Here is a 14,302-nt window from a genome sequence, read left to right as displayed (position 1 = left end):
ACCATCAAAACGTCAGACTATTAGCGTCAAGGTTCCGTCGTTCAGGGAGAGATCCGTGACCGTGCACGAACCCGGCCTGGGCCGGTACTACGAGGACTTCGTCGTCGGCGACGTCTACCAGCACCCGCTCGGCCGCACGATCAGCGAGGCCGACAACACCTGGTTCACGCTGCTGACGATGAACACCAACCAGAACCACTTCAACGCCCACTTCGCCGGGCGCGCCCCGGTCGGGAAGATCATCGTCAACTCGGGGCTGACCGTGGCGATCGTCCTGGGCATCTCGGTGATCGACGTCAGCCAGACCGCGCTGATGAACCTCGGCTGGGACGAGATCAAGCTGACCCACCCGGTGTTCCTGGGCGACACCCTCTACGCCGAGTCGATCGTGGTGGCCAAGCGGGAGTCCGGATCGCGGCCCTACGCCGGGATCGTCACCTGCCGCACGCGCGGCCTCAACCAGGACGGTGACGAAGTCATGTCCTGGCGCCGCTCCGTGATGGTCTACCGCCGCGACGCCCCGCACGACAAGCACTACTTCCCGCAGGCCAAGACCGGGCCGCTGACGACATGAAGGGCGCCGCCGGGCCGTGGGGGGAGTTCCCGCCCGAGCCCGCCGCCGTCCGGGCCGCCGGGGGCGGGCCCGCGGCCGAAGACGGACCTGTGACCGGCGAGCCTCCCCGCCCCGGCGGCCGCCGGCCTCCCGCGTTCGAAAGGACCCCGCCATGGATTTCGAGCTGAACGACGAACAGCGGCTGTTCCGCCGGACCCTCAGGGAGTTCGTGGACAAGGAGATCGTGCCGGTCGCCTCGGAGTGGGAGCGGACGGGCCGCTACCCCACCGAGATCGTCGAGCGGTTCAAGCAGATGGGACTGTTCGGGATGACGATCCCCGAGCAGTACGGCGGGCTGGCGCTGGACCGGGTGTCGTTCGCGCTGGTCTTCGAGGAGATCGCGCGAGGATGGATGGGGGTGGCCGGGGTGCTCGGCTCGCACTCGCTGGCCTCCTGGATGATCGCCGAGCACGGCACCGACGAGCAGCGCGACGCCTACCTCCCGGACCTGGCCACCGGTGCCCGCCGTACCGGGATCGCGCTGACCGAACCCGCCGCGGGCACCGACCTGCAGGGCATCCAGACCCGGGCGGTCCGCGACGGCGACCACTACGTCATCAACGGCACCAAGACGTGGATCACCAACGCCCGCCACGCCGACCCGATGCCCGTCCTGGTCAAGACCTCCGTCACCGAGCCCGCGCACCGCGGCATGTCCCTGATCCTGGTCGAGGCCGGCACCCCGGGCTACACCGTCAGCCGGGACCTGCCCAAGCTCGGTTACAAGGGCACCGAGACCTGCGAGATCGTGCTGGAGGACGTCCGCGTCCCGGCGTCGCGGCTGCTCGGCGGGGTCGAGGGGCGGGGCATGCAGCAGGCGCTGTCGGCCCTGGAGCTCGGCCGGGTCAACATCGCCGCCCGCGCGGTCGGCATCTCCCAGTGCGCCTACGACGCCGCGCTGAACTACTCACGTGAGCGTCACGCCTTCGGCCATCCCATCGCCGACTTCCAGGCGATCCAGCTCAAGCTCGCCGACATGGCCACCGACATCCAGGCGGCCCGGCTGCTCACCTACTGGGCGGCGACCCGCTCCGAGAGCGGCGCGGTCAACTCCGAGGCCGCGATGGCCAAGTACTTCGCGTCGGAGGTCGCGCTGCGGGTCACCATGGAGGCCATGCGGATCCATGGAGGGTACGGCTACTCCCAGGAGTTCGTCATCGAACGCCTCTACCGCGACGCGCCCCTGATGGCCATCGGCGAGGGCACCAACGACGTCCAGCGGATGGTCATCGCCAGGTCCCTCATCTCCGGTACCGCCAAGGTGGGCTGGTGAGCGGTGGCGCTAGGGTCGGGTGGTGATTCGATCTGCGCTTTATGTCCCGGGTGACCAGCCCGGCAAGCTCGCCAAGGCACTCGACCGGGGCTCCGACTCACTGATCGTCGACCTGGAGGACGCGGTCCTGCCCGCGCACAAGGCCGAGGCCCGCGCCGCCGTGGCCGGCTGGCTGCGCGGGCTGGGGCCCGGCGGCCCGGAGATCTACGTCCGGGTGAATCCGGGTGAGGCCGGTCACGAGGACCTCCGGGCGGTGGCCCTGCCGGGCGTGCGCGGGGTATGCGTGGCGAAGACCGAGTCGGCCGCCGAGCTTGAGGCCGTGGACGCCGTGCTCGCCGCCGCCGAGGCCGCCGAGGGCCTGCCCGGCGGCTCGATCGCGGTCTGCCCGCTGCTGGAGAGCGCCGGTGCGGTCCTGTCGGCGCCGGAGATCGCGCGGGCGCCCCGCGTCCTCCGGCTGCAGATCGGCGAGGCCGACCTGCGGGCCGAACTCGGCGTCGAGACCGGCTCCGACGAGCGCGAGCTGCTCTGGGCCCGCTCCCAGGTCGTCCTGGCCTCGGCGGCCGCCCGGCTCACCCCGCCCCTCGCCCCGGTCAGCACCGACTTCCGCGACCTCGACGCCCTGCGCGCCTCCACCGTCGCCCTGAGACGCCTGGGGTTCCGCGGCCGCGCCTGCATCCACCCCGCCCAGCTCGCCGTGGTCAACGAGGTCTTCACCCCCACGGAGGAGGAGCTCGCCCAGGCCCGCGACCTGATCGCCCGGTTCGAGGCCGCCGGAACCGGGGTCGTCACCGACGCCCGGGGCCGGATGGTCGACGAGGCGATCGTGCGCGCCGCCCGCCGCCTCCTATCCTGAGGGGATGCCAGCCGGAGAATGTTCGTTCTGCGCCATCGGGGCGGGGGAGCAGCCGGGCCATGTGGTGCTCTCCGACGAGGTGGCCGTGGCCTTCCTGGACACGCGACCGGTCTTCAAGGGCCACGTCCTGGTGGCGCCCAGGGCCCACGTCGAGACGCTCCCCGACCTCCCGCCGCCGGAGGTCGGCCCGTTCTTCGAACGGGTCCGCTCCGTCACCGCCGCGGTCGAGCAGGGCCTGGAGGCGGGCGGCACGTTCGTCGCGATGAACAACCGGATCAGCCAGAGCGTCCCGCACCTCCACGTCCACGTCGTCCCCCGCAACCGCAAGGACGGCCTGCGCGGCTTCTTCTGGCCCCGCACCACCTACGACGACCCCGCCGAGGCCGAGGCCTACGCCCTCCGCATCCGCAAGGCCCTCGACCCGAATCCCTGAGCCGCTGGGCCCATGGGATGGCGGCCAGGAGTTCCGCACAGTCATGATGGTTGCCTGGAGGTGGTGGAGACGTGGGGGAGACTCCTGCGGTGATGCCGGGGACCGGGCCGCTCGGGCCAGAGTTCAATGGGATCGACCCGGTGCTCATGAACGGCTTCATCGCCGAGTTGGAGCGGGCGGGAAAAGCGATCGCCGAGCATGGCGAGGCGATCCGCCGGGAATTGGCCGCTGTAGATCTTCCCACCCCGGGCATCGCTTCCATCAGGGAGATCGGCGGATGGGCCGAAGAACAGCTTCCCCGGCTCCGGCAGCGGGTGGAGACCATCGAAGTCATGCCCGCCATATTGCTGGGAAGCAAACTGGAACCGTACTCGGAGGGTGCACTGCCCGCTCCGGTGGAGGTCCGGAGGCAGGGCGCCGAACTGGGCAAGCGAGTCGCCGCCGTCGATCCGGAGGCGTTCTCTCTCACGGGCCCGTATCCCACCGAAAGGCTGGCTGCTCTCGTCAACGAGCTGAAAGCTCACCAGAGTGATCCGAACTTCACCGCCGCGTTCTTCGCGGCGCTCGGCCCCGCCGGAACCCGAAAACTCGGCGAAAAACTTCGTCGCCTTGAAAAGGCCGACGACGCACTCGGCATCGCCGGTACGGCTTTGGGCACCGCGGCCAGGGGCGGGGCCAGGATTCCCGGGTTCGCCCAAGTCATGGGAGCGGTGAAGAAGGCCGAAGTCAAGGACATCGAGGGGTTCGCCGAACTGCTGAACTCCGGCGACTACCCGGACGTGTGGCTGGCCGAGATCGTCGCACCCATGCTGGCGGCGGACAGCCACGTCAGCGGCGAGACCCTCGGTAAACTGCTGAATGCTCTGGGCAACAACCCCGTCGCCGCCAGACTCGCGATCAGCTCGGTCACCGACATCAGCCCGGTTCCCGCCTCCGCCAAGACCCCGTTCGGAATACTGCCCAGTAGCCCTCAGGTGTGGAAAGCCCGGCCGGATCTGGCTGCGTTTCTCAAAACGCTCAATGAACGGGTGAACTGGCAACCCGCGGCGGCGAAGGGATTCGGGCGGATGCTGGCAGCCGCGTCCGGAGCCTACGACGAGGCGCAAGGCAAGCACAGCCAGGAAGCCGCTTTCTTCGCGTATACGGTGATGACCAGCGTCGACGATCTGAAACTGGGTGACGCCACCCGGCCGCACCTGTCGGAGATCGCGGGCTCGTACGCCGCCGAGATCACCCTGGGCGCCAACATCGGCGACGCCGACATGACCAAGGACAGCGCGCTCCAGCTCACCCCCGGTCCCTTTGAGCCGACCATGGTTCCCGGTCTACGCGGCGCGTTCCGGCTCAGTCCCGAGGACACCTTCCGCTTCCTCACCACCTTTGCCGGGACCGCTGAAGCCCGTGCCCCGTTCGAGGCGGGCATGGGCGAACTCACCCAGCGACTTCTTCCCGAGGCGTCCCGCCTGGCCAAGAGCACCAAGGACGTCACCACTCTGGACAACCTGTTTACCGCTCTTGGAAACGTGCGCGGTTTCGAATTGGCTGCTGCCGTGCGGGTGCTTAAACCCTCGGACGAGGAGGCCGAAAGCGCGAAAGACGCGGAGGATCTTCTGGTAGGTGCTCTCATGGGCGTCGCCGGACTTGTTCCACCTTTTTCTATATACGCAAAGACTTGGGCCGGAATCTGCACAGGGAAAGCCGCCTATGACACCTATGGTCCTCAAGCTGAGGAGAAAGTGGAAAAACTCCGAGAGTTGGACGGCATGGAAACCTTGGGCCGTCAATACGCGGTGGCCCAACTCCTCGTGAAGCAAGGCTTCACCCCCAGAACGCCCCCATCCGGTACGGTTATCGCCGACTCAAACGGCAAGTTGCGCCCGTTCGGCGAGATTGCCAAGCAAGGCGATGTGGGCATGAAAGCACTAGAACAGTGGTTCATCGAAAATGGTATGGGCGCCGAGAACAGGATGCTACCGGGTGGGCTCAGCCGTCTGCTTGCGGATCGATTCGACGGACGTAAGAACTTTGGCTACGAGCGAGCACATCTCTACAAAAAGGGGCTTACGACTGATTGAGGCACTCCGTCTCGCCGCTCACCAAATATCTACCCATAGATGACGCATCAAGGACTAGAACGGTCCTGGCAGACTTGTCTGCAATCGTGGCCGGCTTCGATAGGTCGGGCACGCCGATACTGGTGTAATTTGCAACGCGGCCTAACGCTCCCCGCATTTCATCCTTCATGTAGATCGGCTGTGAGTATGGTGGCGCACCGTGGCCGATGGCGGCGAAGGTGCGTTTAAATTTGCCGTCCCCGCAGGGGATGTCCTTGCCGCCCGGGTCGGTGATCTGGATGTTCTGGGTGTTTACCTCTTTCAGTAACTTAAGGATATGCGCCTTGAGGGTCGCCCCCGCTTCGACGGCGGTGGGCTCCCTCTCGCCACAGGCCGCCAGGGTCAGAGCCGTTGCCAAGAGCGTGACGCCGAGCCGTACGGGGAAACTAGGGGCGGAACGGGGCACCGAATCTCCTTCGAAGCGCTGGCCGACTGAGCGCACGATCTCATATTCTCCGGGAGAATGCGCAAGCCGTACCGGAAAAACGCCGAGACGGAAGGCGGGACGGATGGGTTTCGGGCCTGAGGGCATAGCCAATCCTCGGCGGGAGGAATTGCTGCGTGCCCTGACGCGGGTGCAGCTGCATGCGGTGCAGTTGGAGACGGCGCTGGATCCGGCGCACGCCTCACTCACCGGGAAGGCGGTCTGGGCGGGGCCGACGGCGCGGGCGTTCGCCGAAGAACTGACCGGGCGGCGGAATCGGCTCCGGACGCTCGTGCAACGGATTGTCGAGGACCTGGAAGCAGAGCTTCGCGCCACCCCCGAGAAAGTGGATCGGTCATCAAACGTACGTTGACGGGCAGGGCTCCTGCCGTGCTTATGGAGGAAACAGGCGTTGGCGCCCTTCCAGCTGCCATGCCGCCACACCCGTTCATGGGACGGGCCACGGCGTCCGCCGAAGCGAGACGCGTCTTCACCCCGTCACGGTGACGTACATCCCCTGTTGCGCCCAGCGCTTCAAGCTCCTGCCTGAGCCGTTTGATGGTCACTCTGGCCATCGTCACGGTGATCGGACGATAGGAATGTCGCCCGGTGCCGCCACGCTTGTCGCTGATCACAAGGGGTGACAATACGGCTGCGAAAAGGCAGCGAGATCAGTGTGGTTGATACTTCGGCGCGAGGAGGGGACGGGGGCGCTGTCGCGGGCTACCTTGAGGGCATGGCCTACTCAGACCCGGCGGGTGAAAGCGCGGGGACACATGTGCGTCGTGCCCGTAAGCGCGCGGGCATCACCCAGCGAGAGCTGGCCCAGCGTGTCGGCCGAGCGCAGTCATGGGTGTCCGGGGTCGAGAACGACAGCATCCCGCTTGACTCCATCGCACTGGTCAACGGCCTTGCCCGCGTCCTGCGCATACATCCCAACGAGCTCACCGCACGCCCCTACCGGGGCGACACCCCCGCAGAAGACCGAGGGCATTCGGCGATCCCCGAGATCCGCCGTCACCTGGAGCGCTACGACCTCGACCCCGAATGGGGCGGCGAGGTGAGGTCGCTACCCGAGCTTCGCGCCGGGACCGAGCGCGCAAGCTGGCTGCGCCTGGAGGCGCGCTACGCGGAACTCGCCGAAGAACTCCCCGCTCTGCTCTCTGAGCTCCAGGCGGCGACCCACCTCTCCCCTGAGCCTGATCGGAGCGCGGCGTTCAGCCTGCTTTCCCTGGCCTATCAGGCGGCACACTCAGTGGCCTGCAATCTCGGTTACGCCGATCTTTCCCTGATCGCCGCGGATCGAGCTCGTTGGGCGGCGGAGTGCTCGGGAGACCCCTACCACGAAGCGGTGTTCGCCTGTATCCGAGTACGGAACCTGTGGTCCAGCACCTCGTGGAACGACGCGCTCACTGTCCTTGACTCGGCGTGCGCGCATATCGAAGATCGATATATCGCCGGTCAACCGAAGGCGCTGGCTGTTTGGGGTGGGCTCCAGTTACGGGCCGCGATCACTGCCGCACGGAAGAACGACGCCGCAGAGGCATGGTCGCGACACCGACTCGCGGCCGAGGCCGTCGCCAGGCTCGGACCTCGCCAGCGCACCAACTACTACGATCTATCTACCAACCAGCCCAACATTGATATTCACGGCGTCGCCATCGCTGTCGAACTCGGTGACGGGCCGCAGGCCGTACGCCGAGGAGAAACCGTCCGGCTTCCGAAGGGTCTGCAAGCCGGTCGCGTCGGACATCACCACCTTGATCACGCCCGGGGCTTGCTGTGGTGTGGCAAGCGAGAGGCCGCGCTGGCTGAGCTGGAGTGTGCCGAAAAGATCGCCCCTCTGCTCATCCGTAACCACCCGATGGCCCAACAGGCTGTACGGACGCTTCTCGATCTCGAACGCTACAGCTACCGGGAACGCATCCGTCGTCTGGGCGTTCGTATGCACATTCTCTGACCCTCTGGCGTCGGGCGGCACGTTCGTCGCGATGAACAACCGGATCAGTCAGAGCGTCCCGCATCTTCACATCCGCGTCGTCCCTCGCCACCACAAGGACGGCCTGTGCGGCTTCTCCTGGTCGCGCACGATGTACGGTGGCCCCGCCGAAACCGAGCCCTACGCCCTACGCATCAACGAGGCCCTCCCGCCTGGACGGTGAGCCGTCATGCCCTCGGGATGGCGGCCGATAGGCCCGCCTGGTCACGATGGTCGCCTGGATGCGGTGGGGCCACAGGGGAGACGCATGCGGTGAAGTCGGGGAGCGGGCCGCCGTGGGCTTTCCCCGCCGCCGGTTCTCGTAGCGGCGGGGAAGCGTCAGTCCCCATATTTGCCGTCATGAGGTTTGCGGCAGGACGGCGGCGCGGATGCCCTGGCGCAGGAGGGCGGGGATGCAGAGGACCGTGCCCAGGGCGCCGATCCACACGGCGGCCGACAGGCCGCCGAGCGCGGTCGCCCCGGCCGCCAGCAGGCTGCCGAGGGCGACGGCGCCCCAGAGCAGGAACCGCTGGACCGCGCCCACCCGGCCGAGCAGGCCGGCGGGGGTGGCGGTCTGGCGGAGGGTCAGCGAGGTCGGGCTGAACGCGCCCTCGCCGACGCAGTGCACGATGCTGCCGGCGATGAGCCCGGCCGTTCCCGCGGCGCCGCCGAGGGAGCCGAGGGCCGGCATCGAGACGATCCCGAGGACCGACAGCGAGGCGGCGCCGAGCAGGGTGCGCGGGGTGCCGAACCGGCGGATCAGCCGGCTGGACAGCAGGTTGCCGATCGGGTAGCCGGCCGCGGCGGCCCCGATCACGACACCGATCCACTGCGGGGACAGGCCGAGCACGTTGCGGCAGTACAGCACCAGGCTGGTCTCGACCATGCTGAGGAACAGGACATAGGTGGTGCCGCACATCAGGACCGGCTGCAGTATCGGGTGACCGAGTGCGAACCGGAGCCCGGTGGCGACGTCGCGCCGCAGCCAGCCGCGCACCCGCGGGGCGCTCTCGCCCGGCTGCTCCCGGTGCCGGATCAGCGCCAGCGAGACGACCGAGGCGGTGAAGCTGATCGCGTTGGCCGCGAGCGCGCCGACCAGGCCCAGGACGTGGATCAGCGGCCCGGCGGCCATCGGGCCCAGCGCCTTGGACGCCGACTCCGACAGGGCCAGGCGGGTGTTGCCGCGGTGCAGGTCCTGCGGGTCGCCGTAGAGGCTGGGCAGGTAGGAGGTGTAGGCGACCTGGAAGAACACCATCGCGCAGCCGCTCAGCAGCACCAGGCAGAACAGCAGCGGGAAGGTCAGCGTCCCGGTGGCGGCCAGCGCCCAGACCGCGCCGAAGGCGGCCACCTGCACGCCGTCGCAGACCAGCATGGTCATGCGGCGCGAGAGCCGGTCCACGATCGCCCCGGCAGGCAGGCCGAGCGGCAGGAAGGGCAGGAACAGCGCGAAGGGCAGCAGCGCCGCCTGGGCGGGTGAGGCCTCCAGCACGGTGACCGCGAGCAGCGGCAGTGCCAGTGTCATGAACTGGTCGCCGAAGAGGGACAGTGACTGTCCCGCCCAGAGCAGGCCGAAATCACGGCGCACGGAGGGCGCGCAGGCGCCGGGGGGACTGGTTGTGGGGGCGGACACGGGACGGCCTTCCGGGGAGGGGATCGGGGTGCCCACGGAGTATGCCGACCGGCACCGGCGCGTGACTGGCGGGAAGCGGACGCGGATGTCGGTCTCCGGAACGGGGCCGATCACGGCCACCGCCCGCGCGCCGGAGGGGTCCCGCCGCCGTCCGGCCGGATCCCTCGCGCAGTTTATTGATCCGCAAGGTAAGGGCATCGGATCGGTGCGGGATCTCGAGGGGTCCCGCCGCCGTCCGGCCGGATCTGTCGCGCAGTTTATTGATCTACAACGTAAAGGCGTCCGGTCGGCGCGGGATCCCGGCCGCACGAGACCGGCCTGTTCGATCCCGGCGCCAAGCGCGCCGACATGATCTCCCTGGAGGAGGCGCTCGTGAACCCGGGCAGATAGGGTCCGGGGCGTGGAGCCCGTCGTCGCAGTGCTGTTGATCGCCACTCTGGTCGGTGTCCCGGCCCTGGTGCTGTGGCGGGTGCTGCGCGGCAGGCGGGAGCTGGGCAGCAGCCCGGCCGAGCGGGCCACGTTCGAGACCCTGCACACCGCCTCGCTCGCCGCGCCGCCGCTGCGGGCCGGGCTGACCGAGGCGGGCGCCCAGAAGGCCTCCCGGTATCTGCGCGAGCTGCTCGGCTCCCCGGCGCTGGCGATCACCGACGGCGAGCGGCTGCTGGTCTACGACGGTGAGGGCGACCACCACGCCCGGGAGGCGTTCACGCACGCCGCCAAGACCCTCGCCGGCGGCCGGACCCAGGTGCTCGGCCCGGAGGTCGTCTCGTGCGAGATCCCCGAGTGCCCGATCAGGTTCGCGGTCGTGGTGCCGCTCACCACGGACGGCCGGGTGGTCGGCTCGCTGGCGGCCTACGGCGGGCACGCCTCGGCGGGCCTGGTCCGGGCCACCCACGAGGTGGCGAACTGGGTGGACTCCCAGCTGGAGCTGGCCGAGCTCGACCGGTCCCGGACGCGGCTGATGGAGGCCGAGGTCCGGGCCCTGCGCGCGCAGATCTCCCCGCATTTCATCTACAACTCGCTGACGACCATAGCGAGCTTCGTCCGCTCCGACCCCGACCGCTCCCGCGAGCTGCTGCTGGATTTCGCCGACTTCACCCGCTACTCCTTCCGGCGGCACGGCGAGTTCACCACGCTGGCCGAGGAACTGCGCTCCATCGACCGCTACCTCACCCTGGAACGCGCGCGCTTCGGCGACCAGCTCCAGGTCACGCTCCGGATCGCCCCGGAGGTGCTCCCCGTCGCCGTGCCGTTCCTGTGCCTGCAGCCGCTGGTGGAGAACGCCGTCCGGCACGGCCTGGAGAGCAAGCCCGGCGTCGGACGCATCTCGATCATCGCCGAGGACGCGGGCGCCGAGTGCCTGATCAGCGTGGAGGACGACGGCGTCGGCATGGAGCCGGACCGCCTGCGCCGCATCCTGGCCGGTGACGCCGACGAGCGCTCCGGGGCCGGGGGCGTGGGCCTGGCCAATGTGGACGAGCGGCTGCGCCAGGTCTACGGCGACGAGTACGGCCTGGTGGCCGAGACGGGAAAGGGCGCCGGCACCAAGGTCAGCGTCCGCCTGCCGAAGTACCACCCGGGAGTCTCCGCCCGCTGACCCCCCTGAGCCGGTCGACGGTCGTGGAGACAGCCGCCCATGTCGCGGAGTCGCCTGTCACGACCTCCTGCCCGGTGCCGCCACCGAGATGGCCGAGCCGCGGATCAACGCGATTCCGAGGACGTACCCCCTCAACCCGGAGGAACCATCGCCGCCACGGCAGTTGGCGGCTCGCTCCTCGTCTGGAACGTGCTGATCATGTCGGTCCGCCAGGCGCTGGTGCCGCCTCACCTGTTCGGCCGTGTCCTGGGGGCGATCCGCACCCTGCTGTGGGGGCTGATCCCGCTGGGCGCCCTGGCGGGCGGCCTGCTGGCCGGGGCGTTCGGGCTGCGAGCCGTCTTCATGATCAGTGGTTGCGTGATGCTGGCGCTCATGGTGCCGCTCTGCTGGGTGCTGTGGCGGCATCGGGAGCTGATCAACACTCTCCGCGAGCCGGGAACTGTTGACACCTGATGTCTGATTCATCACCCTCTAGGGATTCACCGTGAGCGTTCGGGGTTCACAGGTGACCGACCCGGAGGAGTGACCGTGACCGGCCTGCGTGTCCTGGCGGTGGACGACGAGCTCCCCGCGCTGGAGGACCTGGCCTACCTGCTGCGCGACGACCCTCGTATCGGAGAGGTCTCCCTCGCCAGGGACGGGGCCGCCGCACTGCGTGTCCTGGACCGGGCGATCGCCGACGGGCGGCCGATCGACGCGGTCTTCCTCGACATCCGGATGCGCGGCCTGGACGGGGTGGTGCTCGGCAGGCTGCTGTCGCAGTTCGCCAACCCGCCCCGGGTGGTGTTCGTGACCGCCTACGAGGAGCACGCGGTGGACGCGTTCGAGATCAAGGCCGAGGACTACCTGCTCAAACCGGTCCGGCCGGAGCGGCTCGCCGAGGCCATCCGGCGGGTGTGCGTCTCGGCCGAGCTGCCCGACAGCGACGGTGCGGGCCGTACCGACCCCGGCACCATCCCGGTGGAGCTCGGCGGCGTCACCCGGTTCGTGGCCAGCACCGAGGTCCGCTACGTCGAGGCGCAGGGCGACTACGCGCGCCTGCACACCGCGGGTGGCAGCCATCTGGTCCGGATCTCGCTGGCCACGCTGGAGGAGCGCTGGTCCTCGGCCGGGTTCGTCCGGGTGCACCGCAGCCACCTGGTGGCGGTCAAGCACATCGACGAGCTGCACATCGACTCGGGCCGCTGCGTGGTCCGCATCGGCGAGACCGAGATCCCGGTCAGCCGCCGCCACACCCGTGAGCTGCGCGACCTGCTGGTCCGCCGGGCACGCAAGGGTCGGCCGGAATGAGCGAGGAGAACCGCGGCCCCGAGCCGAGCCAGGGGTCCGGGCCTCGTCAGGACGCGGAGCCGCGGCGCCGGATGGCCGACCGGCTCACCCGGGCGGTGGAGCGGCCGCGCAAGGAGACCGACCGGCTCGCCCGCGCGCTGGAACGGCCGCGCAAGGAGACCGACCGGCCGCGTCGCGAGGTCGTGACCAGCCCCCGCACCATGGCCGCCCGCCACCCCCGCTACCCGGTGACCCGTGAGATCGACGAGCAGACCCGGCTGGGCGAGGTCTACATGGGCTCGCTGATCCGCACCCAGTTCCGCCTGGCGCTGTTCGTCTGCACGGTGCTGGGCTGCGTGGTCGGCGGCCTGCCGATGCTGTTCCTGCTCGTGCCGGAGCTGCGGGAGGTCCGGCTGCTCGGGATCCCCCTGCCGTGGGTGGTGCTGGCCGGTCTGATCTACCCGGCGTTCGTGATCGGCGCCTGGCTCTATGTACGGCAGGCCGAGCGGAACGAGCGTCACTTCGCGGAACTGGTGGACCGGGCCCGATGAACACCGCGTACGGCGTGACCGCGGTCGTGCTGGTGGTCCTGGCGGCGGTGCTGATCGGCGCGTTCGGCATCCGGCTGTCGCGCACCACCTCGGACTTCTACGTGGCCTCCCGTACGGTCTCCCCGCTGTGGAACGCCTCCGCCATCGGCGGGGAGTATCTGTCGGCGGCGAGTTTCCTGGGCATCGCCGGGCTGATCCTCGCCTACGGCGCCGACATGCTCTGGCTGCCGGTCGGCTGGACCGGCGGCTACCTGGTGCTGCTCGTCCTGGTCTCCGCGCCGCTGCGCCGCTCGGGCGCCTACACGCTGCCCGACTTCGCCGAGGCGCGGCTGGAGTCGATGGCCGTGCGCCGGATGGCCGGAGTGCTGGTCGTGCTGATCGGCTGGCTGTATCTGATGCCGCAGTTCCAGAGCGCCGGCCTGGTGCTGGCGGCCATCACCGGAGCCCCGGAGTGGGCCGGGGGGCTGCTGGTGGCGGCCGTGGTCGCGGTGAACGTGATGTCGGGCGGCATGCGGTCGATCACGTTCGTGCAGGCCTTCCAGTACTGGCTCAAGCTCACCGCGCTGGCCGTGCCGCTGGTGTTCCTGCTGCTGGCCTGGCGGGCGGGCGGTGCGCCCGGTCTGAGCGCGGAGGACGCGGCCACCTGGGCGCTGCCGCTGTCCAGCGGCAAGGAGTACGGCCTCTACTCGACCTACTCGCTGATCCTGGCGACGTTCCTGGGCACCATGGGGCTGCCGCACGTGCTGGTCCGTTTCTACACCAACCCCGAGGGGCGGGCCGCGCGCCGTACGACGCTGGTGGTCCTGTCGCTGCTCGGCGCCTTCTACCTGCTGCCCGCCATCTACGGCGCGCTGGGCCGGATCTACGTCCCGGAGCTGCGGGGCAGCGACATGGTGGTGCTGACGCTGCCCGGAAGGCTGGTCGGGGGAGTGGCGGGGGACCTGCTGACCGCCCTGGTGACGGCCGGGGCGTTCGCGGCGTTCCTGTCCACCTCTTCCGGGCTGACGGTCTCGGTCGCGGGTGTCATCGGGCAGGACATCCTCCGGGGCGGGGTCCGCTCGTTCCGGGTGGCGGCCCTGCTGGCCGTGGTCGCGCCGCTCGCCCTGGCGACCTCGGCCCGGTCGCTGCCGGTCGCCGACGTGGTGGGGCTGGCGTTCGCGGTGGCCGCGTCCTCCTTCTGCCCGCTGCTGGTGCTGGGCATCTGGTGGCGGCGGCTGACCTCCACGGGCGCGATGGCGGGGCTGATCGTCGGAGGCGGGCTGGCCTGCGGCGCGGTGCTGACGACCATTGCCGGAGGGCCGTACACCGGCCTGGCCGGAGCCCTGCTCGCCCAGCCCGCGGCCTGGACGGTGCCGGTCGCCTTCGCCGTCATGGTCGTGGTGTCGCTGCTCACCCCGGGCCGCATCCCGGCCGGTGTGGCCCGCACCATGGTCCGGCTGCACACCCCTGAGACGCTCAACCTCGATAGGGGTGACTGGCGGCCTCGCTCCTCTTGACTTGATTCATTACTTATGTCGAAATGTCCAGTAATTAAATGACATGTCAGTTACTGCTGTGAAGGGGTGTG

At 69.4% G+C, this 14,302-nt stretch carries 15 protein-coding genes; 13 read left to right on the top strand and 2 right to left on the bottom strand.

Features of this window, described 5'->3' with window-relative positions:
- Positions 1–55 precede the first annotated feature (55 nt).
- The 5 genes from SROS_RS30610 (at position 56) to SROS_RS30590 (ending at position 5,247) form a co-directional block, all read left to right on the top strand.
- The gene (locus tag SROS_RS30610; RefSeq protein WP_012892792.1) at positions 56–574 is read left to right on the top strand and encodes a MaoC family dehydratase; all 519 of its coding nucleotides are present in this window, start codon (positions 56–58) and stop codon (positions 572–574) included.
- 151 nt (positions 575–725) lie between these two features.
- Entirely contained in the window at positions 726–1,886 is a 1,161-nt protein-coding gene (locus SROS_RS30605; protein WP_012892791.1) for an acyl-CoA dehydrogenase family protein, read from the top strand.
- 22 nt (positions 1,887–1,908) lie between these two features.
- Complete coding sequence (locus SROS_RS30600) at positions 1,909–2,739, top strand: HpcH/HpaI aldolase/citrate lyase family protein (protein WP_218919718.1); 831 nt, start codon at positions 1,909–1,911, stop codon at positions 2,737–2,739.
- Positions 2,740–2,743: 4 nt separating this feature from the next.
- Positions 2,744–3,172, top strand: coding sequence for an HIT family protein (locus tag SROS_RS30595; protein WP_012892789.1), 429 nt, complete (start codon positions 2,744–2,746; stop codon positions 3,170–3,172).
- Between the two features lie 71 nt (positions 3,173–3,243).
- On the top strand, positions 3,244–5,247 hold the full coding sequence (locus SROS_RS30590; protein WP_012892788.1) for a DUF6571 family protein: 2,004 nt from the start codon (positions 3,244–3,246) through the stop codon (positions 5,245–5,247).
- Here the strand turns inward: SROS_RS30590 and SROS_RS50060 are convergent.
- A complete protein-coding gene (locus SROS_RS50060; RefSeq protein ID WP_012892787.1) occupies positions 5,234–5,692 on the bottom strand; it encodes a hypothetical protein in 459 nt (152 codons plus the stop codon). The two genes, SROS_RS30590 and SROS_RS50060, sit on opposite strands and share 14 nt — an antisense overlap.
- Positions 5,693–5,795: 103 nt before the next feature.
- On the opposite strand from SROS_RS50060, the gene SROS_RS30585 reads away from it, so the two are divergent.
- From SROS_RS30585 to SROS_RS48810, 3 genes are all read left to right on the top strand, one after another.
- A complete protein-coding gene (locus SROS_RS30585; RefSeq protein ID WP_012892786.1) occupies positions 5,796–6,083 on the top strand; it encodes a hypothetical protein in 288 nt (95 codons plus the stop codon).
- A gap of 363 nt (positions 6,084–6,446) precedes the next feature.
- Positions 6,447–7,670 (top strand): helix-turn-helix domain-containing protein, encoded by a 1,224-nt coding sequence (locus SROS_RS47980; protein ID WP_012892785.1) that lies wholly within the window; start codon positions 6,447–6,449, stop codon positions 7,668–7,670.
- A gap of 31 nt (positions 7,671–7,701) precedes the next feature.
- Positions 7,702–7,872 carry a hypothetical protein gene (locus SROS_RS48810; protein WP_245564336.1) on the top strand — a complete coding sequence of 57 codons (171 nt, stop codon included), beginning with the start codon at positions 7,702–7,704 and terminating at the stop codon, positions 7,870–7,872.
- Positions 7,873–8,046: 174 nt separating this feature from the next.
- On the opposite strand, the gene SROS_RS30575 is transcribed toward SROS_RS48810, so the two are convergent.
- Complete coding sequence (locus SROS_RS30575; RefSeq protein WP_043657097.1) at positions 8,047–9,318, bottom strand: MFS transporter; 1,272 nt, start codon at positions 9,316–9,318, stop codon at positions 8,047–8,049.
- Between the two features lie 400 nt (positions 9,319–9,718).
- Here SROS_RS30575 and SROS_RS30570 point away from each other — a divergent pair, with 400 nt between their 5' ends.
- The 5 genes from SROS_RS30570 to SROS_RS30550 all read left to right on the top strand — a co-directional run bounded on the left by SROS_RS30570 (position 9,719) and on the right by SROS_RS30550 (position 14,231).
- Positions 9,719–10,915: a sensor histidine kinase gene (locus SROS_RS30570; RefSeq protein ID WP_012892783.1), complete on the top strand. Its 1,197-nt coding sequence runs from the start codon at positions 9,719–9,721 to the stop codon at positions 10,913–10,915.
- A gap of 198 nt (positions 10,916–11,113) precedes the next feature.
- Positions 11,114–11,368 carry an MFS transporter gene (locus SROS_RS30565; RefSeq protein WP_148269251.1) on the top strand — a complete coding sequence of 85 codons (255 nt, stop codon included), beginning with the start codon at positions 11,114–11,116 and terminating at the stop codon, positions 11,366–11,368.
- 75 nt (positions 11,369–11,443) lie between these two features.
- On the top strand, positions 11,444–12,205 hold the full coding sequence (locus tag SROS_RS30560) for a LytR/AlgR family response regulator transcription factor (RefSeq protein WP_012892782.1): 762 nt from the start codon (positions 11,444–11,446) through the stop codon (positions 12,203–12,205).
- A complete protein-coding gene (locus tag SROS_RS53285) occupies positions 12,202–12,735 on the top strand; it encodes a hypothetical protein (protein WP_012892781.1) in 534 nt (177 codons plus the stop codon). Before SROS_RS30560 ends, SROS_RS53285 begins: the two co-directional genes overlap by 4 nt.
- Positions 12,732–14,231 (top strand): sodium/solute symporter, encoded by a 1,500-nt coding sequence (locus SROS_RS30550; RefSeq protein WP_012892780.1) that lies wholly within the window; start codon positions 12,732–12,734, stop codon positions 14,229–14,231. The genes SROS_RS53285 and SROS_RS30550 overlap by 4 nt, the downstream gene beginning before the upstream one ends.
- The last annotated feature ends 71 nt before the right edge of the window (positions 14,232–14,302 follow it).

The sequence above is a fragment of the Streptosporangium roseum DSM 43021 genome (assembly GCF_000024865.1).
Taxonomy (GTDB): domain Bacteria; phylum Actinomycetota; class Actinomycetes; order Streptosporangiales; family Streptosporangiaceae; genus Streptosporangium; species Streptosporangium roseum.
Note: the sequence above shows the minus strand (reverse complement) of the source record. Positions and strands in the feature narration are given on the sequence as shown.